This is a genomic window from Ruegeria sp. HKCCD6426, assembly GCF_057221115.1.
This window is the reverse complement of the sequence record NZ_JBWVBF010000001.1, coordinates 255,776-277,037: the sequence shown is the minus strand read 5'-3', so window position 1 is coordinate 277,037 and position 21,262 is coordinate 255,776. Positions and strand designations below refer to the sequence as shown.

The 21,262-nt window shown below is 58.8% G+C and carries 16 protein-coding genes; 7 read left to right on the top strand and 9 right to left on the bottom strand.

Annotation, left to right across the window (positions count from 1 at the left end; all coding sequences use genetic code 11):
- The first annotated feature begins 77 nt into the window (after nt 1-77).
- Together AC2TDA_RS01325 and AC2TDA_RS01320 are read left to right on the top strand one after the other, a co-directional pair.
- Nucleotides 78-647, top strand: coding sequence for a GcrA family cell cycle regulator (locus tag AC2TDA_RS01325; RefSeq protein ID WP_480878958.1), 570 nt, complete (start codon nt 78-80; stop codon nt 645-647).
- A gap of 5 nt (nt 648-652) precedes the next feature.
- Nucleotides 653-1,297: an NUDIX hydrolase gene (locus AC2TDA_RS01320; protein ID WP_480878446.1), complete on the top strand. Its 645-nt coding sequence runs from the start codon at nt 653-655 to the stop codon at nt 1,295-1,297.
- A gap of 4 nt (nt 1,298-1,301) precedes the next feature.
- Here the strand turns inward: AC2TDA_RS01320 and AC2TDA_RS01315 are convergent, their stop codons facing one another.
- Both AC2TDA_RS01315 and AC2TDA_RS01310 read right to left on the bottom strand, forming a co-directional pair.
- Nucleotides 1,302-2,378, bottom strand: coding sequence for a DUF2235 domain-containing protein (locus tag AC2TDA_RS01315; protein WP_480878444.1), 1,077 nt, complete (start codon nt 2,376-2,378; stop codon nt 1,302-1,304).
- On the bottom strand, nt 2,356-4,647 hold the full coding sequence (locus tag AC2TDA_RS01310) for a xanthine dehydrogenase family protein molybdopterin-binding subunit (RefSeq protein ID WP_480878443.1): 2,292 nt from the start codon (nt 4,645-4,647) through the stop codon (nt 2,356-2,358). Before AC2TDA_RS01310 ends, AC2TDA_RS01315 begins: the two co-directional genes overlap by 23 nt.
- Before the next feature lie 164 nt (nt 4,648-4,811).
- Here AC2TDA_RS01310 and AC2TDA_RS01305 point away from each other — a divergent pair, with 164 nt between their 5' ends.
- The 4 genes from AC2TDA_RS01305 to AC2TDA_RS01290 all read left to right on the top strand — a co-directional run bounded on the left by AC2TDA_RS01305 (nt 4,812) and on the right by AC2TDA_RS01290 (nt 10,652).
- Nucleotides 4,812-5,711: a phytanoyl-CoA dioxygenase family protein gene (locus AC2TDA_RS01305; protein ID WP_480878441.1), complete on the top strand. Its 900-nt coding sequence runs from the start codon at nt 4,812-4,814 to the stop codon at nt 5,709-5,711.
- 105 nt (nt 5,712-5,816) lie between these two features.
- The gene (locus tag AC2TDA_RS01300; RefSeq protein ID WP_480878439.1) at nt 5,817-8,978 is read left to right on the top strand and encodes a valine--tRNA ligase; all 3,162 of its coding nucleotides are present in this window, start codon (nt 5,817-5,819) and stop codon (nt 8,976-8,978) included.
- A gap of 138 nt (nt 8,979-9,116) precedes the next feature.
- Nucleotides 9,117-10,280: a benzoate/H(+) symporter BenE family transporter gene (locus AC2TDA_RS01295; protein ID WP_480878437.1), complete on the top strand. Its 1,164-nt coding sequence runs from the start codon at nt 9,117-9,119 to the stop codon at nt 10,278-10,280.
- Between the two features lie 39 nt (nt 10,281-10,319).
- Nucleotides 10,320-10,652: a DnaJ family domain-containing protein gene (locus AC2TDA_RS01290; protein WP_480847621.1), complete on the top strand. Its 333-nt coding sequence runs from the start codon at nt 10,320-10,322 to the stop codon at nt 10,650-10,652.
- A gap of 150 nt (nt 10,653-10,802) precedes the next feature.
- Here the strand turns inward: AC2TDA_RS01290 and AC2TDA_RS01285 are convergent, their stop codons facing one another.
- Entirely contained in the window at nt 10,803-11,609 is an 807-nt protein-coding gene (locus tag AC2TDA_RS01285) for a hypothetical protein (RefSeq protein WP_480878435.1), read from the bottom strand.
- Between the two features lie 83 nt (nt 11,610-11,692).
- The gene (locus AC2TDA_RS01280; protein ID WP_480878434.1) at nt 11,693-12,475 is read right to left on the bottom strand and encodes a crotonase/enoyl-CoA hydratase family protein; all 783 of its coding nucleotides are present in this window, start codon (nt 12,473-12,475) and stop codon (nt 11,693-11,695) included.
- 126 nt (nt 12,476-12,601) lie between these two features.
- Here AC2TDA_RS01280 and AC2TDA_RS01275 point away from each other — a divergent pair, with 126 nt between their 5' ends.
- Nucleotides 12,602-13,714: a pyridoxal phosphate-dependent aminotransferase gene (locus AC2TDA_RS01275; protein WP_480878432.1), complete on the top strand. Its 1,113-nt coding sequence runs from the start codon at nt 12,602-12,604 to the stop codon at nt 13,712-13,714.
- Here the strand turns inward: AC2TDA_RS01275 and AC2TDA_RS01270 are convergent.
- The 5 genes from AC2TDA_RS01270 to ptsP form a co-directional block, all read right to left on the bottom strand.
- On the bottom strand, nt 13,711-14,907 hold the full coding sequence (locus AC2TDA_RS01270) for a pyridoxal-phosphate-dependent aminotransferase family protein (protein WP_480878430.1): 1,197 nt from the start codon (nt 14,905-14,907) through the stop codon (nt 13,711-13,713). The two genes, AC2TDA_RS01275 and AC2TDA_RS01270, sit on opposite strands and share 4 nt — an antisense overlap.
- 51 nt (nt 14,908-14,958) lie before the next feature.
- On the bottom strand, nt 14,959-15,594 hold the full coding sequence (locus AC2TDA_RS01265) for a bifunctional 4-hydroxy-2-oxoglutarate aldolase/2-dehydro-3-deoxy-phosphogluconate aldolase (protein ID WP_480878429.1): 636 nt from the start codon (nt 15,592-15,594) through the stop codon (nt 14,959-14,961).
- Nucleotides 15,595-15,597: 3 nt separating this feature from the next.
- Nucleotides 15,598-17,403, bottom strand: a complete 1,806-nt coding sequence (gene edd / locus AC2TDA_RS01260) for a phosphogluconate dehydratase (RefSeq protein ID WP_480878426.1) — start codon at nt 17,401-17,403, stop codon at nt 15,598-15,600.
- A 2-nt stretch (nt 17,404-17,405) separates the two neighbouring features.
- Nucleotides 17,406-18,851: a glucose-6-phosphate dehydrogenase gene (gene zwf / locus AC2TDA_RS01255; RefSeq protein WP_480847627.1), complete on the bottom strand. Its 1,446-nt coding sequence runs from the start codon at nt 18,849-18,851 to the stop codon at nt 17,406-17,408.
- 162 nt (nt 18,852-19,013) lie between these two features.
- Complete coding sequence (gene ptsP, locus AC2TDA_RS01250) at nt 19,014-21,257, bottom strand: phosphoenolpyruvate--protein phosphotransferase (RefSeq protein WP_480878424.1); 2,244 nt, start codon at nt 21,255-21,257, stop codon at nt 19,014-19,016.
- Nucleotides 21,258-21,262 lie beyond the last annotated feature (5 nt).

Here is a 21,262-nt window from a genome sequence, read left to right as displayed (position 1 = left end):
GATTAAAATAGGGTGCTGAGACGAATTCCCAAGGCGGCCCGAATCCGGGGCCGCTTTCCGCTTTTGAAAGGCAAATGATGTCCTGGACTGACGAGCGCGTAGAACTGCTGAAGAAGATGTGGGGCGAGGGCCAGTCGGCCAGCCAGATCGCCAAGGAACTGGGCGGTGTTACCCGCAACGCCGTGATCGGCAAAGTGCATCGCCTGGGTCTGTCGAACCGCGCAACTGGCGCGACCCCGGCCAAGTCGGAACCCAAGGAAAAGCCGGCACCAGCGCCCAAGGCCGAAGCCAAACCGAAGCCCGCCCCCAAGACGGAACCGGCCCGCCCAACCCCGGCGCCCGAGGCGAAACCGGCTATTCCGGCACGTCGCCAGATCATCCCGGCGGGGCAACCTCTTCCACCGCAGCCATCGGCAAATGAAATCAGTCCTGAGGCGCTTGCCAAGGTCAACGAAATCGAGAAAAAGGCCAAGAAGCTGACGCTGATGGAGCTGACCGAAAAGACCTGCAAATGGCCCGTTGGCGACCCCGCGACCGAGGATTTCTGGTTCTGCGGCCTGCCAACTGAGGCTGGTAAGCCCTATTGCGAGGCACATGTGGGCGTGGCCTTCCAGCCGATGAGCTCGCGCAGAGATCGGCGGCGGTAAGGCCAATGCGCCAGGATCCGACAGCGATGGAGGATACCTGGCTGGCACGCGCAAAACGCCTGTTGGCGCTGGCCGAAACCGGCCAGCATTTCACCAAAGATTCTTTTGACCGCGAGCGATATGACGAGCTCGCTGACATCGCCCGCGCTATGCTTGCTGATCTGGGCCATGTTCCGCTGTCCCGGATCGACGGACTGATTTCAAAACATGCAGCCGGCTACGCCACGCCCAGCATTGATATTCGCGGTGCAGTTTTCCGTGATCAAAAACTGTTATTGGTGCGAGAGCGAAGCGATGGTTGCTGGGCTATGCCCGGCGGATTTGCAGATATTGGAAGTTCACCTGCGGAAAACATTGAACGCGAAGTTTGGGAAGAGGCTGGGCTAAGGGTGCAAGCTCGGAAATTATACGCACTGCGCCACAAGGCACGACACCCCTATCCCGCTGATGCCCGGGATTTCTATAAGCTGTTCTTCCTTTGCGACGAAATTGAAATGGACGCTCCGGTTGCGGGTGCCGAGACTTTAGATGCAGCCTTTTTTGCGGCAGACGAACTGCCTGCGCTTTCACTGGGGCGGAATATCCAAGCTGATATCATGACCGCATTCAATGCATCAAATTCAGCCAACCGTGCCGCCGAGTTCGACTAGGTGCCTACTGCGCCGGATGTGAAGGCAAATCCGGCATTGGCACCCAGCGGGGCAATTCATCCGGAGAAACCGAGACATGCAGCTTCTCTGACCGGTCCTTGCCCACCCTGCGATGCTTGCGCAGCAGGAAAATCTTGCCCCAGCCGCGCCATGTTCCGACGGACGGGGCGGACGTATCGGTGGGATACCGATCTCTCCAGCCGCCTGGCAAAGGGAGACCATGCAACTCGGCCTTGTCCAGCATCCATATCAGGGAAATGTTACTGAGAGGGCGCGCTTCTTCGAACCCGTTGAGTTGTCCGCCGACATCGCCATGTGTTCCGCGAAACCAGACCTGTTCGACATGGCCCTTGAAATCGGGGGTACACTTCCACAGGACCGGCTCGAACACTTCGCGTGTCTCGTCCAGACCCATCGCGTGATAGCCATGGCGAGTTGCCGGGCCGAGTTGATGGCTGTGAAAGGAATGACGCTCCTCAGCCCAACGCCAGAGCAGTGGCAGGCGCAAGCCCAACGCTTTGACCGTATCCCAAACGCCGATCATCTCGATGGCGACGTCTTCGTGGCAGAATTTCCGGCGGAAATCGCGCGCTGCTGTTCCGCTGGAGTTGCATTCGTAGTGGCGATAGGCCTGTTTGATGTTCCGCTCGGTGGCATGTTCAGCTTTGAGCAACCCGATCATGTCGATAACCCCTGCCAGGCTTCGTACCCCGTAGGCGCCACGCGAGTATCCGATGAAATAGATACGGTCCCCCGGTTTGTAACGCGAGGCGAGATAGCCATAGGCGCGGCGGATTTGGCGGTTGATACCCCGCCCCATCATAACGTCCAGCGAGGATTTCCAACTTTCCCATTGAACGCCGGACTCGTAGAAGACCGAAACTTGGCTGCCCATCTCCCGACACAGGCGATAGGCTTGGCCTGCATGGGTCTCATACCCCGGTTCCAGAGTGGACATGGTGCCGTCGAGTATGATGACGTGGCTGATCGGGTCGCGGTGCAGCGCCTCGGCAGAATGCTCGGAACGCAGAGGCCGTCCGAGCCATCCCAGAACCTTTTTACTCAGCTGCGACAGAACCATACGTCAGCAATTCCCATGTTTTGTGAGGCGTGAAAGGCATATCTGCCTGCCGCACCCCGTGATCCCAGAGCGCATCCTGAACCGCGTTTGCTACAGCGGCCAGCGCGCCCACGGTGCCAGCCTCGCCACATCCTTTCATACCCATCGGATTAGAGGTTGACGGAACGGGCGCCGAGGTAAACTTAATCATGGGTATGTCAGCCGCGCGGGGCAAGGCGTAATCCATGAACGAAGCCGTGAGCAGTTGCCCGTCGGCATCATGCACGACGTGCTCATTCAGCGCTTGCCCGATACCCTGTACGACACCGCCATGCACCTGTCCTTCAGCCAACATCGGATTGATAAGATTGCCGAAATCATCCACCACGGTGTAACGATCCACCTTCACCTCGCCAGTGTAAGAATCGATCACGACTTCGGCAACGTGGGCGCCATTTGGATAGCTGCGCGCATCCAGATTCGCGCGGGCCTCGTGCTGTAACAGATCGGTACGACCATCGGTGCGGGCCATATCCGCTGCTTCAGTCAAGGTGGGCGTCAGGTTCGAACCCGGTGCACGGAAGGTTTCATGATCGAAACGCACATCTGCCTCCTCCACACCCATTTTATCAGCCAGATAAGGCGTGAATGCGGCGATCATCTTGTCAATCATGGCCAGAGTTGCGGTGCTCTGCACCGTGACCGAACGCGACCCGCCGGTCCCTCCGCCATGGGCCAACCTATCAGTATCGCCCTGAACCACTGTAATCCGGTCGACCGGGATACCTGTCTGGTCGGACAAAAAATGGGTATAGACTGTTTCGTGGCCCTGCCCGTTCGATTGAGTGCCGACATAGATGTTCACCCTACCGTCGTCGCAAAATTCGATCTTTGCATTTTCTGAAGGGTCACCCAGAATGCTTTCGATATAGTAACAAAGCCCCCGCCCCCGAATCAGACCTTGTTCCGCATCTGCGGCTTTGCGGGCAGCAAAGCCCTTGGTCTGATCGCCCGCGCGGCTCAACACCATATCAAAGTCGCCTACGTCATAAGTCTCCCCAGTGGCAGTTTTGTACGGGAACTTCTCAGGGCGGATAAAGTTCTTGCGGCGCAATTCCCAAGCGTCAACGCCAAGTTCACGTGCAGCGCGGTCCATGACCCGTTCAAGGACATAGATCGCCTCGGGCCTGCCCGCGCCGCGGTAGGCATCGACCTGCGTTGTGTTGGTGTAGAAGCCTTCAACGCGCAGATAGGTGGTCTGCACGTCATAGGCGCCCATCAGGACCTTGCTGAAAAGGTCGGTCTGGATTGCCTGCCCGAAATGGCTGTTGTAGGCCCCTAAGTTGACTTTGCTGTGGACGCGGTATGCAGTGATCTTGTGGTTTTCATCGAAGGCCAGCTCTGCCAATGAAGTCAGGTCGCGACCATGGTGATCGGACAGCATCGCCTCGGTCCGGTCGGACATCCAGTGAACCGGCTGGCCCAGCTTCATCGCAGCGACTGCGACACAGAAATACTCGGGGTACGGCATCACCTTCATGCCAAACCCGCCACCGACATCCGGGGTGGTAACGCGCAGAGCCTTCGGGTCCAGTTTCAGTTTCTGCGCCAATTGCGCTTTCATCGCCCAAACGCCCTGACCACCATATGCGAAACGCAGTCGCCCGTCTGACCAATCGGCTTGGCAACCGCGCGGTTCGATCGAGTTGATGATCACTCGGTTATCCAGAACATTTAGCGAGACGGTATGGGCAGCGGCGTGAAAGGCTGCCTCGGTCGCGGCCTCGTCGCCCAGCCCCCAGTCAAACGCTCGGTTGTTTGGGGCTTGTTCATGCAGGGGCTCTCCGCCCGGTGCCACGTCGATCTTGGCGGGCAGGTCGCTGGCGTCCATCCAGATCAGCTCTGCCGCATCATGGGCCTGAGCCCGTGTGTCGGCAATGACCACGGCCACCGGCTCACCTACAAAACGGACGCGCCTTTTGGCCAGCATGTGCCGCTCTGGCGCAGCGCCTTTGGATCCGTCCCGATTGGGCACCACGGTGGCATTCATCACCGTGTCAATGCCTGCTGCTGCCAGATCATCAATCGCCATGACCAGACGCACACCTTCAGCTTCGCGCGCGGCATCCAGATCCAGCGAAGTGATTTCTGCGTGCGCAACCGGACTACGAAAGAACACTGCATGCAAAGCACCTGTGGGCACAGCATCATCCATGTATTGGCCCTGCCCCGTCAGAAACCGCTGATCTTCGGTCCGCGGGACCGACTGGCTTTTGCCAAATTTTTTCATTGCCTGATCCTTTGACTGCCCACCGACGCGAAACTAGCCTTCAGCAAATTGATGTCCAGCGCCTTGCACAAATGAAAAAGGCCACGTGCGTGTCGCAAACAGCGTAGCTGTATCAGAAAAACGTTCCGTAGACTGATCGTGCGGTTCAGCCTGACGGAGGTTTCATGACACGCCCAATTGCCCTGACGAATGGCCGGTTGACGCCCGATCAGATCGACGCCTACTGGGAAAACGGCTTTGTCTTCCCGGTAAACGTGTTCGATAAGTCCGAAGCGGCCACTCTGCGCGCTGAGTTTGAAGACATCGAACAAACATGGGGCGAGGAAGATCTGCCCCTGCCGCTCAACATGTACAAACGGGTGAACGCACATGTGGTTATGCCGCTCGTGGCCCGTATCGCTCTGGATTCACGGATTCTGGATGTGGTCGAGGGGGTGCTGGGCCCCGACCTGCTGCTTTGGTCAGCTGAGTTGTTTATCAAGGAACCGCACTCGACGCATGTGGTGGGCATGCACCAGGATCTGACCTATTGGGGTATGGGTGAGACGCCGGATCAAGTGACCGCGTGGATCGCGCTGTCCCCAGCCACAACGGAAAGTGGCTGCATGGATTTCGTGAAAGGCAGCCACAAGAACCCGATCCTGCCGCATATTGATACATTTTCCGACAACAACCTGTTATCGCGAGGGCAGGAAGTGGCGGTCGATGTGGCCGAAGATGAGAAAACTCACATCGAATTGCAACCTGGACAGATGTCGCTGCATCACGGGCTGACGATACACGGGTCCGGGCCTAATTTGTCAGATGATCGACGGATCGGGCTGGCAATCCGGTACCTAAACCCGAATGCTCAGCAGATGGTTGCGGACCGCGACTATGCCGTTGCGGCACGTGGAGAAGACCGGAGCGGGAATTTCATACATATCCCCGTGCCCGACGAATTGTTCTCGTCTGAGGCGCTGAATCTGCACGAACGCATCCGGCAGGATCAAGCCAAAGCGCTAGCCGAGGGCGCACAGGACAAAACCCGCCTGTATGAGGTCATTTCGTCAGGCAATCGCTGAATCTGTCGGGATAAGTCGCTGTGGTCGGGCGCAGACCCTTCCCCTTCCTGCGCGCATTCGCTATTGCAGGCGCTGACCCGAAATCGTTGACGCAGGACGCACCCCATGGCGATGGAAAAGACATTCAACGCGGCCGAGGCCGAGGCCCGCATCTATCAGGCCTGGGAAGAGGCCGGAGCCTTCAAGGCAGGCGCGAACAAATCGCGCGACGAAAGCTTCACCATCATGATCCCGCCACCCAACGTGACGGGTGCCTTGCATGTGGGTCATGCCTTCAACAACACCCTGCAGGACATTCTGACTCGCTGGCACCGGATGCGCGGCTTCGACACGCTGTGGCAACCCGGTCAGGACCACGCGGGCATCGCCACGCAGATGCAGGTGGAAAAGATGCTCGCCGCAACCCAGCAGCCTGGACGGCGTGAGCTGGGCCGCGAAGCATTCCTCGACAAAGTTTGGGAATGGAAAGGCGAATACGGCGGCACGATCATCGAACAGCTGAAACGTCTGGGCTCGTCCTGCGACTGGTCGCGCAATGCATTCACCATGGCAGGCGCGCCACGTGACCCGCGCACAGGGCACGAAAATTCAGCGAACTTCCATGATGCGGTGATCAAGGTCTTTGTTGAGATGTACAACAAGGGCCTAATCTATCGCGGCAAACGTCTGGTCAACTGGGACCCGCATTTTGAGACCGCGATCTCGGACCTTGAGGTCGAAAATATCGAAGTCGCGGGCCACATGTGGCACTTCAAATACCCGCTGGCCGGTGGCGAGACCTATACTTACGTCGAGAAGGACGAAGATGGGAATATCGTGCTTGAGGAAGAGCGCGACTACATCTCGATCGCGACCACTCGACCCGAGACTATGCTGGGTGACGGCGCGGTTGCCGTTCATCCCTCGGACGAGCGTTATGCACCTATCGTCGGCAAGCTGTGTGAAATACCGGTCGGTCCCAAGGAACATCGCCGCCAGATCCCTATCATCACCGACGAATACCCCGATCCCGATTTCGGCTCGGGCGCGGTGAAAATCACCGGGGCGCACGATTTCAATGACTATGGCGTCGCCAAACGTGGCAACATCCCCTGCTATCGCCTGATGGACACAAGCGGCCACATGCGCGCAGATGGGGCACCTTACGCCAACGAGGCCTACAAGGCAGGGCAGTATGCACGCGGTCAGTCCTTTACCGAAGGCGAGATCGACGCAATCAACCTTGTACCAGATCACCTGCGGGGTTTGGACCGGTTCGAGGCACGAACCAAGGTTGTAGAAGAGATTACCAGCGAAGGTCTGGCTGTCATGACCCGTGCGGATGACGTGCGATTGGGTTCGACCGCTCTGAAACCTGATCATGAGGGCGCGAACAATGCGGTGCCGCTGGTCGAATCCAAGCTGATCATGCAGCCCTTTGGCGATCGCTCAAAAGTTGTGATCGAACCGATGCTGACCGATCAGTGGTTCGTCGATGCCGAAAAGGTTGTTGGCCCGGCGCTGGACGCGGTCAAAGATGGCACGGTCAAGATCATCCCAGAATCTGGCGAGAAAACCTATTACCACTGGTTGGAAAACATCGAACCCTGGTGCATTTCGCGCCAACTGTGGTGGGGACATCAGATCCCGGTCTGGTATGGCCTTGATCTGTCTGCGGAAGATTTCAAGGATGACGAGAACGACGGCGACCTTGATTTGGTCGAACTTGGCCGCCTTCTGAACGAAGGCGGCATGCTGCACCGTGGCAATGTCATGGAATGTGCGTCAAACTTCGATGCCGTTGTCGAGAAATTCCTGGACGACAACGCCAACATACCCAGCCCGCTGAGCCACGCGACGGTTATCGAAGTCGCAAACAAGCAGGAAGCAATCCATCAGTTTGCGGAAAGCCTCGCTCAATATGCAGTCGAACAGGATCCGACCAAGCTGGTCTACCCGGTCTGGCGCGATCCCGACGTTCTCGACACGTGGTTCTCCTCCGGCCTCTGGCCCATCGGTACACTGGGCTGGCCTGAGCAGACAGAGGAGCTGGAGCGCTACTTCCCGACCGACGTTCTGATCACCGGGGCGGATATCCTGTTTTTCTGGGTCGCCCGGATGATGATGATGCAGCTGGCCGTGGTGAACGAGATTCCGTTCCACACGGTCTACCTGCACACGCTCGTCCGCGACGAGAAGGGTAAGAAGATGTCCAAGACCACCGGCAACGTCATCGACCCGTTGGAGATCGTGGACGAATTCGGAGCCGACGCGCTGCGCTTTACCAACGCATCAATGGCGGCGATTGGCGGTGTGCTGAAACTGTCCAAAGAACGCATCACCGGCTACCGCAATTTCGGCACCAAACTGTGGAACGCCGTCCGGTTTGCCGAGATGAACGAAGTCTTCACCGACGCCGTTCCGCAACTGGACGTTGCCGACCTGAACCCCAAGGCCGCCGTGAACCGCTGGATCATCGGCGAAACCGCCCGCGTGCGGGAAGAGGTCGACGCGGCGCTGGAAAGCTATCGCTTCAACGACGCCGCCAACGGTCTTTATGCTTTTGTTTGGGGCAAAGTCTGCGACTGGTACGTGGAACTGTCCAAGCCGCTGTTGCAGGGCGACGACGCCGAAGCACAGGCCGAAACCCGCGCCACCATGCGCTGGGTACTGGATCAGTGCATGGTCTTGCTGCACCCGATCATGCCTTTCATCACCGAAGAGCTGTGGGGCCTGACCGGCAACCGCGCCAAGATGGTCGTCCACGCAGATTGGCCAGCCTATGCCGCCGCAGATCTGATCGACGCGGAAGCAGATCGTGAGATGAACTGGGTGATCTCGGTGATCGAAAACACCCGCTCGGCGCGCGCGCAGATGCGGGTTCCGGCGGGCCTCTATGTGCCAATGCTGGTGACTGAGATCGACGCACACGGACAAGCCGCGTGGGACCGCAACGAAGCGTTGATCAAACGGCTGGCACGGATCGACAGCCTGACCAAGGCGGATGATCTGCCCAAAGGTACCATCTCGATCGCCGCGCCCGGAGCCTCCTTCGGATTACCGCTAGCGGATATTATCGACATCGGCGCCGAAAAGGAACGGTTGGAAAAGGCCAAGGGTAAGCTGGCCAAGGAGCTGGGCGGCCTGCGCGGGCGCTTGAACAACCCGAAATTCGTGGCCTCGGCCCCGGAAGAAGTTGTGGCAGAGGCCAAAGCCAACCTTGCCGCCCGCGAGGAAGAAGAAGCAAAACTAAACGAAGCTCTCGCGCGTCTGGAAGAAATCGCCTGATCTATTTCGCGTAACAACAGAAATTCCGAACCCCGCCACTTCTACGTCGGCGGGGTTTTGTTTTGGGCCAGTCATTTGCCCCTGTTCACAGCCGCTTGCGGTTGTTAGCAAGTGCGGGTGGCAACACCCGAGGACCTGATGGCGCAGACATTTCCACCGATGCAAACTGTCTCAACCGGGCTGGTCGTAGCAGTTGTCGGGTTCTTCAGTTCTTTTCCCATTGTCCTGCAAGGGCTGACCGCCATGGGCGCGTCCCCGGCTGAATCGGCCTCGGGCCTGATGATGGCGGCAATTGCCATGGGGCTGGCCGCAATCGTTCTCAGCCTTTGGCACCGTCAACCTATCAGCGTCGCATGGTCCACGCCGGGTGCTGCACTGCTGGCAGTTTCGGCGACACCGGCCGAGGGGTTCTCAGGCGCAATCGGCGCGTTCCTCTGCGCGGGGGCTTTAACCGTCATTGCCGGGCTGTGGCGCCCTCTCGGACGGCTGGCAGCCGCAATTCCGACAACACTGGCGCAGGCGATGCTGGGCGGTGTCTTGCTGCCGCTTTGCATCGTTCCGTTTAAAGCAGCCGCCGAGTTACCGTGGCAGGCCCTTCCCGTGATATTGACCTGGTTCATCGCAGGACAGTTCAACCGCTTGTTAGCAGTTCCGGCTGCGGTGGTTGCTGCCGCACTGGCCGTCATCTTCAGTGCGGGCGACGCTTCGGTACGTCCGGCACAGTACTTGGCCGCCCCGGTCTGGACGATGCCCAGTTTCTCACTGGCCTCGGCTATCGGATTGGGCATACCGTTGTTTATTGTCACCATGGCGACCCAGAACATCCCCGGCATCGCGGTGATGCGCAGCTTTGGCTACACACCCAACCCCGGCAAGCTGTTCTCGTCGGTCGGTGGGGCCAGTATCCTGTCCGCCCCGTTCGGCGCTCCTGCAACCTGTCTGGCCGCTATCACGGCTGCAATGTGTTCGAACGAGGACAGCCACCCGGATCCGACCCAGCGCTATTGGTCGGCGATTATGGCAGGAGTGTTCTACTGCCTGTTCGGTGTTTTTGCCGTTGCAATAACCGGCTTTGCCACGCATGCCGACCCATTGCTGATGGGAACTCTCACTGGCATCGCGCTGATTGGCGTGATGGCAAACGCCACCTTTGCGGCACTGGAGGTTCCTGCTGAACGCGAGGCCGCCATCCTGACCTTTGCGGTCACTGCCTCTGGTATTACAGTCTTTGGGCTTGGCGCTGCAGTCTGGGGGTTGGCGGCGGGCGGAATTGCCTATCTTGTCACCATGCGAGTTCGTTGAGCACTATCACCAGCCACAACGTTGAAGTATAATGCAATCATGCTTGGATCACTGGGAAAACTGATCGAACGCCAGATCAAAAAGGCGCAGGCTGAAGGCCAACTGGAGGGGCTGGAGGGCGAAGGACAACCCCTGCCCGACCGTTCATCCGAGGCTCAGACCGATCCCGCGCTGGCGGCAGGTCACAGGATCATGGCCCAGGCCGGAGTTCTGCCCGAGGAGTTCCAGATCAAGAAGGAGCTGGATGCCGCCCGAAAACACTATGCGAACCTCAGTGATCCCGAGGAACGCAAGGCCACGATGGCACGGCTGGCCGATCTTGAGATGCGGTACAATATGGCACGCGACGCAAGGCGGGCCTTTATGCGGTAGCCGTGCTCAGCACAAATTCAGACTGGTCAACTTCCAGAGGTTCATTGCAAAACCCCCGAAACCATTAACAAGACGCCAGATTTTTCCCCATAAATCGCGAGTTCGATGGCCTCCGCCTGGTCAGAGCTATGGGTGCTTTGAATTACGGATTTATTGGCCAGCAGAGAGCTTTTGGTTAGGGTTTTCATTGCCGATTGCACGTCGCGTGCCCTTGCGGGGAAGAGTGAGATCGGCAAACCCACGCAATGCCTGTCCTGAGGTCTGCGGCCTGAGTTCCTGAAAATATCCCACCGCTTCTGAAGGTTCGCCGGCTACGAACTGGTAGGTCACCATTGCCATGGTCGCTCTTTCGCCACGCTCGACCTTTGTATTCTCATACACAGTCAAGAAGGCCGGGTCGCCGGTCAGTGTGAGACCGTCAAGCAAATCCACTTTGGAATATTCATCCAGCTCAACCAAATTCTCGAAATTGGATTTCAGCTTTTGCAGGTCATCAAATGAGGGCCCACCGAATTCGTAAATCCGTTCATACGCTAAATTCCTGACCGTTTCCAAATCTTCAATCAGGTCCTCGTCGGCGAGGAATTTTAGGTATTCCTCGACAAGCTCCGGCAATCCGACGGAAAGCGCCGTTATTTCCGGCGGCCATCCAAATTTTTCCAGCTCCTGATCAAACAAGTCGCGGGTGCGACTAATATCCTCGACGCCCGCCATGACTCCGTTGATCCATAGCATTTCCTCTGCTGTTCCGACAGCACCACCTGAACTATGGCGTCCAGCTTGTCGCGTTCCTGTTTCAGAACAGCTGGGTTGATGTTTCCGATGGCTTGCCCGGTCGCCAGCGATGCCCGGGGTTGCAATGGAAAGGAAAAAGCCTGCGCCAAATGCCGCCAAACTATTCGTTTTGTGCGTTATTTCGCACACATTTACTTGCTGCGGTAATGACAGCAATTTCACCGCGCCTGTCGCAGCCTGTCAACTACAGTGAGCGGGGAAAAATATGCAACATCAAACAGTAACACGCCAAAACGGGAGAGCTGTTATTTGAATTCGGGCTTTCGACCCTGCAATTGGGCAGCAATGACTTCCAACTGATCCGGCTTACCGATCAGTTCGACTTGTTCGGCAGATTCCTCCAAAAGCACGTCGGCGCGGGATTTCACCTCAGCGACTTCGATCACGCGCTTCGCTGCGCGAATGGCCGAGGGGCTTTTGCCAGCAATATCTTCAGCCAAAGCCCATGCCTCGGTGAGCGGATCGTCCGAAAGCTTCGTGACCAACCCCCATTCCGCCGCCTGAGCCGCTCCGATAGGTCTCGCAGTATAGGTTAGTAGGCGCAGGATATCAGACCGCACCAGTTTTGGCAGCAGGACCATGCCGCCCATGTCTGGGATGATGCCCCATTTCATCTCCATCACTGCGAGTTTGCTTTCGGGATGTGCAATACGGATATCAGCCCCCAGCGCGATTTGCAGACCGCCGCCATAGGCCACGCCCTGAATGGCGCAGATCACCGGAACCGGAATTCGCCGCCAGATCAGGGCGAGTTCCTGCATCTCATTGGCATCTTCGTGGCTGCGCGTCATCAGCCATTCGGTCGGGTCTATATGGGCCATCTTGGCAAAACTCGCCATATCCAGCCCAGCGCAGAAGCTTTTACCCTCACCCGACAGTACTACGGCCCGGGCATCCGAGGCCTCGACCTCTTGCCCGGCGGACAGCAGCGCCTTGATCATGGCGTCATCCAGCGCGTTCATCTTGTCGCCCCGGGTCAATGTTACGTGGGCTATGTGGTCCTTGTAATCGACAGATACGCGCGCCATGCGGGCCTCCAAGATCCTGTTTCTGCAACCATGCCCTGAAAGGTGGTGGCAGTTCCACTGCGACGTCAGGGCAGATCGACTAACGGGGCGCTTGCCCAACCCTGCCCACTACGCTTATCTGCGCATATGACCGATCCGCGCTACACCCCGCTTGCCCATTCCCTGCCTGCCACGGTTCCGTTTGTCGGCCCGGAAACGCAAGAGCGCCAACGCGGTACGCCATTCAAGGCGCGGCTAGGTGCGAACGAAAGCGTGTTTGGCCCTTCGCCCCGTGCGATTGAGGCGATGCGTCAAGCTGCTGGCGACATTTGGATGTATGGTGACCCAGAGAACCATGATCTGCGCCAGGCACTGGCGAAATACCATGGTGTTGCATCCGAGAATGTTGTGGTTGGAGAAGGGATCGACGGTTTACTGGGCTATCTGGTTCGGCTGATGGTTGGACCGGGTGATGCGGTCGTGACCTCAGAGGGCGCTTATCCGACTTTCAACTATCACGTGGCGGGATTTGGCGGCACGCTGCATAAGGTCCCGTATTCCGGCGATCATGAAGACCCGGACGTACTGTTTGCCAAAGCGGTCGAGGTCGATGCCAAGCTGGTTTACCTCGCCAATCCCGACAACCCGATGGGCAGTTGGCATCCCGGTGCGGATATCGTGGCTGCTATGGAAGCCCTGCCAGACGGATGCCTGTTGGTACTGGACGAAGCCTATGTGGAATGTGCCCCCGACGGAACCGCGGCCCAGATCGAAGCCGATGACCCGCGTGTGATCCGAATGCGGACATTTTCCAAAGTTTACGGCATGGCCGGTGCTCGGGTGGGTTATGCAATCGGTGCGCCGGGGCTGATTTCGGCTTTCAACAAGGTTCGTAATCACTTTGGCATGAACCGGGCGGCGCAGGTCGGGGCATTGGCTGCGTTGCAGGATGAGGAATGGCTGGCTCAGGTTCAGACCCGAATTGTTCATGCACGGGAACGGATCTGCCGGATCGCGCAGGAAAATGGATTGGATCCCTTGCCTTCGGCCACCAACTTCGTGGCCATAGATTGTGGGCGGGATGGGGATTTCGCCAAGACAGTGCTGGAGGCGCTAGTGGAACAGGGCGTGTTCGTCCGAATGCCGTTCGCCGCGCCACAAAACCGCTGTATCCGGATAAGTTGCGGAACTGAGGCCGATCTGGACGCGTTTGCCGCCGCCCTTCCGACAGCGCTGGCGACGGCACGACAGCAGAACTAGCCCTGTTCCGCCAATACGGCGGCCGCCGCCTCAAGAGCGCCTGACCCACGTGGGACATTCAGCGCCGCCATGGCAGTCTCGGTCCCACCCAGCATAGCCATCACCATCTGCCCGTTCACATGCCCCATATGGCCGAGGCGGAAGCAGGAATCCCAGTCCTCCATGCCCAGACCGATACCCAAAGTCAGCCCCAGATTGGCCTCGGTATATTCACGCAGAAGCGTACCGCGACCATCCGTCAGCCTCAGGGCGGTCACTGCGTGACTGCGGTAGGCGCGATCGGCAACGTTCAGGTGTAACGCGCCACCTTCGGCCCAGACCTCGCAGGCGGCCCAGACCGCCTTGGCCAGACGCGCGTGGCGGGCCCAGACATGGTCGATGCCTTCGGCGTGGATCAGGTCCAGCGCCGCGCGCAGCCCATAAAGGTGGTGTGTGGGCGCCGTACCGCCAAAATACTGGTAGAACAGATCGGGATTTGTCCTGGTTTGCCAATCCCAGTACCGCGAGACTCTCGGCATCGCAGCCCGCTTGGCCTGCGCCTTTTCATTAAAGAAAACAAAGCCTATTCCAGCCGGGGTCATCAACCCTTTCTGGCAGGCGGAAACGGTGACATCGACGCCCCAGGCGTCCATTTCAAACCGGTCGCAGCCCAGCGAGGCAATACAATCGGCCATCAGCAACGCCGGGTGGTTCAGATCGTCCAGCAAAGCCCGCAGCGCCGGGATGTCGTTTCGGATCGAGCTGGAGGTATCTACGTGGACGGCTAGAACAGCCTTGATCTGATGGGCGTTGTCCGCCTGCAACACCTCGGCGATCCGGTCGAAATCCCACGCCGCAGACGTCCCGAAATCGACCGGCTCCGCTTTGGCTCCGATCCCCTCTGCCATCTCGGCCCAGCCGTGGGTAAAACGACCGGAAGCCGGAGCCAGAACGGTCTCACCCGGGGCGATAACGTTGGAAAGCGCGGCCTCCCACGCTCCGTGCCCGTTGGCGATGTAAATGGCAACGTTGTGTTCAGTCCTTGCCACGCGGCGCAGATCGGTCGTCAACGCGGGCATCATGTCGATCAGCTCGCCCTCATAGATATTGGGCGATGGCCGATGCATCGCTTGCAGCACTACATCGGGCATGACGGACGGGCCCGGAATTGCCAGATACTCGCGCCCCTGCGCGAGAGAAATGCGGTTTGTCATGGGGTCAACCTGTTTGAATTGTCGCCCACCCTAGCGCGTGACCGGGCGGCGTCAATCCATCAGCTGAGCAGCCTCGCGGGCAAGTTTTTCGATCCCGGCCCAGTTGCCATCCTGCACCATCTGCTTGGGCGCAACCCAGCTGCCACCCGCACAGACGACGTTGGACAGTGACAGGTAATCGCGAGCGTTGGACGGAGATACCCCGCCCGTAGGACAGAATGTGATCTGTGGCAAAGGCGCACCGATCGCCTTCAACGCGGGTGCACCTCCGGAAGCCTCGGCTGGGAAGAACTTCAACATGTCATAGCCTTGTTCCAGCAAGCGCATCGCCTCACTGGCCGTAGCAGCGCCAGGCAATAGGGGCAGGCCCTCGGCCTCGCAGGCGGCGATCAAGGTGTCCGTCGCGCCAGGCGAGACACCGAACTGAGCGCCAGCCTCTTTTGCGGCACGGACATCTTCAGGCGTGACAAGCGTGCCTGCACCTACGACACCACCGGGCACTTCGGCCATCGCGCGGATCGCATCCAGAGCCGCCGGGGTCCGCAAGGTGACCTCCAACGCGGGAAGACCACCGGCAACCAATGCTTCGGCCAACGGCCGTGCATGTGTCGCGTCGTCCACGACTAGAACCGGGACGATGGGCGCAAGGGCACAGATTTCACGAGTGCGCTGGGTTTTGGCGGACATGGTTTAAACTCCGAAAATGCTGGCACCGGTGTCGGCTGAGCCGACAGTGTTGCGAAAGGTGCCAAAGAGGTCCCGTCCGACGCCATGTTGGTGGGCCGAAAGGTCGGCTGTAGCGGGCGCTCGGCTCAGAACGCCCTGTGTCAGGATTTCCAGCTCACCCTTAACCGCATCGACGCGCAGGACGTCGCCGTCCCGAAGATACGCGATAGGGCCACCGTCCAGCGCCTCGGGGCAGATATGGATCGCGGCAGGAACCTTACCGGATGCACCAGACATGCGGCCATCCGTGACCAGGGCTACTTTTTGCCCCCTGCCCTGAAGGATCGACAGGATCGGGGTCAGCGAGTGCAATTCCGGCATACCGTTTGCTTTTGGTCCTTGGAAGCGCACAACGACGATAACGTCGTCGGTGAATTCCCCGGCCTTGAATGCCGCTTTCACTTCGTCCTGATCCTGGAATACGCGAACCGGTGCTTCAACGACCTGATGCTCCGGGGCAACAGCTGATACCTTCATGACACCCGTCCCCAGATTGCCGGTCAGGCGAGACAAGCCACCGGTCGGCTGAAACGGGTCTTTGGCCGAGCGGACAATTTTTTCGTTCAGGCTGTGGCCTGCGCCGTCTTGCCAGACAAGCTCGCCATCGATCAGCTTGGGTTCTTTCGTGTAATTCTGCAGGCCCTGTCCCGCCACAGTTAACGTGTCGGGGTGCAACAGACCGTCTTCCAGCAGCGTACCGATACAGTAACCTAGACCGCCTGCGGCGTGGAAATGGTTCACGTCGGCCAGACCATTGGGGTAAACCCGGGCAACCAAAGGCACCACGGAGGAAACGTCAGAAAAGTCCTGCCAATCCAGCACGATCCCTCCGGCGCGCGCCATCGCGATCAGGTGGATCAGCAGGTTGGTTGAACCACCCGTTGCCATTAACCCGACAATGCCGTTTACAAAGGCACGTTCATCCAGAACCTGATAGACCGGCGTGTAATTGTTGCCCAGCGCACTAAGGGACAGAGCGCGACGAGCGCCTTCTTCCGTCAGCGCATCACGCAGGGGTGTGTTGGGGTTGATGAAGCTGGATCCCGGCAGGTGCAGACCCATAAACTCCATCAGCATCTGGTTGGTGTTGGCCGTGCCATAGAAGGTACAGGTCCCGGGGCCGTGATAGGCGGCCATTTCGGCGGCCATCAATTCCTCGCGGCCCACTTCACCGGCGGCAAATTTCTGACGTATCTTGGCTTTTTCGTCGTTGGGAAGCCCGCTGGTCATCGGACCGGCTGGCAGGAAGACGGCTGGCAGGTGACCAAAACTTTGAGCCGCGATTACGAGACCTGGCACGATTTTGTCGCAAACCCCAAGGAACACGGCAGCGTCATACGTGTTGTGGCTGAGTGCCACTCCTGCAGCCAAAGCGATCACATCGCGCGAAAAAAGCGACAGCTCCATTCCAGCTTCGCCCTGCGTGACGCCGTCGCACATGGCGGGCACGCCGCCCGCAACCTGTGCAGTGCCACCTGCGGTGCGGATCGCGTCGCGGATCAGACCAGGATAGCGTTCGAAGGGCTGGTGCGCCGACAGCATGTCGTTGTACGCGGTGACGATGCCCAGATTGCCAGCCGTGCCGGTGACCATGGCCTGCTGATCTTCGCCAGCACCCGCATAAGCGTGAGCTTGGCCGCTGCACGACAGATGGCCGCGCGCGGGACCTTTAGAGCTGGCGAGCTCCATCCGCTCCAGATGCAGCGAACGCTGAGGTGCGCTGCGGTCAATAATTCGCTGAGTGACATCGCTGATGACCTTGTGAACCATGACTAACCCCCAATCTGGCGCCAGCGGCGTCCATCGCGATGCATCAGCATCAATGCGTCTTCCGGCCCGGAACTACCCTGATCGTAGTGCGCCGGACGGTCTCCGCGTTCTTCCCAGCCCTTAATGATGGGATCGACCCAAGCCCAGGCGGCCTCGGCTTCATCCCCGCGCATGAACAGGGTCTGATCGCCGCGAATGACATCCATGACCAACCGTTCATAAGCATCTTGCGCGCGCACGTCCGCGCCCAGCGCCTCGGCGAAACTCATGTCCAGCGACACATCGGACAAGCGGAAACCGCCCGGGCCGGGATCTTTGATGGTGGTGCGCAGAGTGATGCCTTCGTCCGGTTGCAGCCGGATGACCAGAACGTTGCCGCGCAGTGGGCCAACATTGGGAAAGATCGTATGCGGCGGATCGCGGAAATACACCGCAATCTCGGATTCTCGAGCCCGCAGGCGTTTACCAGTACGAAGGTAGAACGGAACCCCTGCCCAACGCCAGTTGCCCAAGTGAACCTTAAGGGCGATGAAGCTCTCGGTGCGGCTGTCCGGATTGCCAACATGATCGAAATAGCCGTCGCCGCCCTTTTCCGCCCTGTATTGCCCGCGCGCGATGTCGCTCTGGGCAACAGGCTCCAGTGCTTCGATCACCTTGACCTTTTCGTCGCGCACCGCGTTAGGTGAGAACTTCGAAGGCGGTTCCATCGCAGTCAGACACAGCAGTTGCACTAGATGGTTCTGGATCATGTCCCGCATCGCACCCGACTGGTCGTAATATGCCCCGCGACCCTCGACCCCCACAGTTTCCGCTACGGTGATCTGGACGTGATCAATATGGGTAGAATTCCACAACGGTTCGAACAAGGAGTTGGCAAAACGTAGGGCCATCAGGTTCTGCACGGTTTCCTTACCCAGATAATGATCGATCCGGTAAATCTGATGCTCTTCAAAACAGGCCCGCAGCCCTATATTCAGCGCTTTGGCTGACTCCAGATCGTGGCCAAAAGGCTTTTCAACCACAATCCGGCTGTCCGGCGTGGCGAGTTCATGTTCATTGAGGCGCTGCGCAATGCCAGAAAAAAGGGTGGGACCTACCGAAAGGTAAAAAGCCCGCACGACATCCGGGCGCAAGGTCTTGGCAAGCTCGGGCCAGCCGGAATCCCCCAATGCATCGACCGGAACATACTCTACGCGGTTTAAGAAACGATCCAGAACATCCTTGTCGAATCCGGGAGCAAAATCCCGCATCGACGATCTGATTTGCTCGCGAAAGCCATCATCGTCCAGCTCCGAACGAGCGGTTGCGACGATCCGGGCCTCTGACGGCATCTGACCCACTTCAAACCGGTGATAGAGGCCTGGCAATATCTTGCGCTGCGCCAAATCGCCGGTCGCACCGAACAGTACAAGGTCGAACGGATCAACCGGAATTACGCGTGAAACCATTGCCGGGCTCCTTCAGTGGCCACCTGATCCAATTTAACACGACTATCCCGCCTCATCGGCAACTCAGGCCATGTTATCGCTAACATTGCCCCGTGGATAGGGAAACTGATCAGGAAAATCAAGCTCTGACTTGCAAGCAAAAAAATACGGGTCCCCGAGGCCTCATGCCTGGTTACGCAACCAATCCATCACTGCCGGGCGCACTGATTGCTCACCGCGGTGTCGGGCGTCGGCGATGATTTTGCGCACAGCCTGCAAATCGGACCGCAGAAGCAAGCTTTTGACCGGCCCAATTGAGGCGGGCCGCATCGACAGAGACCGTATGCCCATAGCCGCCAGACAGAGCGCTTCGATCGGGCGACCGGCGTCTTCACCACAGAAGCTGAGCGGCGTATCCGATATGTTGCAGCGCTCGACAATCCGTTCGATGAAGCTCAGGAAACTGACATTCAGCGTATCGTAGCGGCGGCGCACCAGCTCGTTTTCGCGGTCGGCGGCGAAGAAGAACTGTTTCAGATCGTTACCGCCGATCGAGATGAAATCCACCTCATCAAAGAACTTTTGCGGCGCAAAGGCCAGCGATGGCGTTTCCAGCATTGCACCCACCTCGAGCGATTCCGGCAGAACATGGCCAAGACGCTTTTCCCGCTCGATGGTCTTGTTCACTTCCCACTTGGCTTCGCGGTATTCTTCGGCCTGCGCGACAAAGGGGAACATGATCGTCAACGGACGACCATTGGCGGCACGCAGCAGCGCCTGCAATTGCATCCGCATCACACCACGCTTGTCCAGACCGACACGAATTGCACGCCAGCCCAATGCTGGGTTCGGTTCTGCGACATGTTTCATATAAGGCAGAACCTTGTCCGAGCCGATATCCAGCGTTCTGAACACCACACGCTTGTCCCCGGCCGCATCCAAAACCCGTTGATATTGCTGGACCAGCTCCGAGCGTTTGGGCATCTGGTTGCGGATCAGGAATTGCAACTCGGTCCGGAACAGACCCACACCTTCAGCGCCCGAATTGCCCAGCGATGGCAGATCGGCCATCAGCCCGGCGTTCATCACCAGATTGATCCGCGATCCGTCCCGCGTAACGGTCGGGGTTTCACGGATCGAGGCATAGCGTTCCTGCGCCTTGGCCTGCATCGCGATCTTGTCGCGGAAAGCACTGACAACCGTGTCCTCGGGCCGCAGATGGACAACGCCATTATCACCGTCAACCAAAACATGGTCGCCGTTCAGTGCTTCGGTCGTAATCCGCCCGACATGGACCACCAGTGGAATTGCCAGTGCGCGGGCAACAATGGTGGCATGGCTGCCGACCGAGCCTTCTTCGAGCACAATGCCTTTTAGCGACCGACCGTATTCCAGCAGGTCGCCGGGGCCGATATTACGCGCTATCAAAATCGGATCGGGGGGCAAATCCGCCCCGTTAGCGTTGCCCTGCCCCGTCAGAATGCGCAGCAACCGGTTGCTGAGATCGTCCAGATCCGCCAACCGCTCGCGCAGGTAGGGGTCTGAAACCTGGCTCATGCGGGCGCGGGCCTGAGATTGCTCCATCTCCACAGCAGCCTCGGCGCTGAGACCGCGGGAGATGTCTTCCTCCATACGCCGCATCCAGCCCTTGGAGTTGGCAAACATTCGGTAGGCTTCGAGAACCTGTAACTGTTCCTTGTCGCCGTCCTGCGAGATTTCCAGCATCTTGTCGACGCCGACACGCAATTCGTCCACTGCCTCTGACAGACGCTCAAGCTCTCGGTGCGGATCGTCGGCGATGGGGTTAGTGATGACAACACGAGGTTCGTGCAGCCAGACGTGGCCCTCGGCCGAACCCTCCTGAGCCGGACCACCACGCAACAGAACTGATTGCTGGTGGAGCGGTGACAGGGCCGCGCCCTCGCCAATAAAGGCGCCCAGTTCAGCCATTTCAGCCAGAACCATGGCAACCACTTCCAGCGCATAGACCTCATCCGCTGAAAACTCACGGGCCTCACGCGACTGCACGACCAATACACCCAGTTTTTCGCCCAGACGCTGCACAGGAACGCCAAGGAAAGACGAGAACCGTTCTTCGCCCGTTTCGGGCATGTAGCGGAAACCTTTGGCCGAAGGCGCATCAGCAGCGTTGACCACTTTGCCGCTATTGGCGACGCGACCCACCAGCCCCTCGCCCATGCGCATCCGGGTCTTGTGTACGGCCTCAGGCGACAGCCCTTCGGTCGCGCAAAGTTCCAGCGTTTCTTCATCGCGAAACAGGTAGATCGAGCAGACCTCGGCCCGAATACTGTCCGCAATCAGATGCGTGATCCGGTCAAGACGTTCCTGACCGGCGGCTTCGCTCGCCATCTCTTCACGTAGCCGTCCCAGCAGCTTGCGGGATTCTGTTTCGGTGCCGTCCGCCATGGGCC

What these genes read in the sequence shown, in the direction of transcription:
- AC2TDA_RS01320 (WP_480878446.1), top strand. Translation starts at nt 653, where the DNA reads ATGCGCCAGGATCCGACAGCGATGGAGGATACCTGGCTGGCACGCGCA.
- AC2TDA_RS01310 (WP_480878443.1), bottom strand. Translation starts at nt 4,647, where the DNA reads ATGAAAAAATTTGGCAAAAGCCAGTCGGTCCCGCGGACCGAAGATCAG.
- zwf (WP_480847627.1), bottom strand. Translation starts at nt 18,851, where the DNA reads ATGGTTTCACGCGTAATTCCGGTTGATCCGTTCGACCTTGTACTGTTC.
- AC2TDA_RS01265 (WP_480878429.1), bottom strand. Translation starts at nt 15,594, where the DNA reads ATGTCCGCCAAAACCCAGCGCACTCGTGAAATCTGTGCCCTTGCGCCC.
- AC2TDA_RS01295 (WP_480878437.1), top strand. Translation starts at nt 9,117, where the DNA reads ATGGCGCAGACATTTCCACCGATGCAAACTGTCTCAACCGGGCTGGTC.
- ptsP (WP_480878424.1), bottom strand. Translation starts at nt 21,257, where the DNA reads ATGGCGGACGGCACCGAAACAGAATCCCGCAAGCTGCTGGGACGGCTA.
- AC2TDA_RS01270 (WP_480878430.1), bottom strand. Translation starts at nt 14,907, where the DNA reads ATGACAAACCGCATTTCTCTCGCGCAGGGGCGCGAGTATCTGGCAATT.
- AC2TDA_RS01315 (WP_480878444.1), bottom strand. Translation starts at nt 2,378, where the DNA reads ATGGTTCTGTCGCAGCTGAGTAAAAAGGTTCTGGGATGGCTCGGACGG.
- AC2TDA_RS01290 (WP_480847621.1), top strand. Translation starts at nt 10,320, where the DNA reads ATGCTTGGATCACTGGGAAAACTGATCGAACGCCAGATCAAAAAGGCG.
- AC2TDA_RS01275 (WP_480878432.1), top strand. Translation starts at nt 12,602, where the DNA reads ATGACCGATCCGCGCTACACCCCGCTTGCCCATTCCCTGCCTGCCACG.
- AC2TDA_RS01325 (WP_480878958.1), top strand. Translation starts at nt 78, where the DNA reads ATGTCCTGGACTGACGAGCGCGTAGAACTGCTGAAGAAGATGTGGGGC.
- AC2TDA_RS01305 (WP_480878441.1), top strand. Translation starts at nt 4,812, where the DNA reads ATGACACGCCCAATTGCCCTGACGAATGGCCGGTTGACGCCCGATCAG.
- edd (WP_480878426.1), bottom strand. Translation starts at nt 17,403, where the DNA reads ATGGTTCACAAGGTCATCAGCGATGTCACTCAGCGAATTATTGACCGC.
- AC2TDA_RS01280 (WP_480878434.1), bottom strand. Translation starts at nt 12,475, where the DNA reads ATGGCGCGCGTATCTGTCGATTACAAGGACCACATAGCCCACGTAACA.
- AC2TDA_RS01300 (WP_480878439.1), top strand. Translation starts at nt 5,817, where the DNA reads ATGGCGATGGAAAAGACATTCAACGCGGCCGAGGCCGAGGCCCGCATC.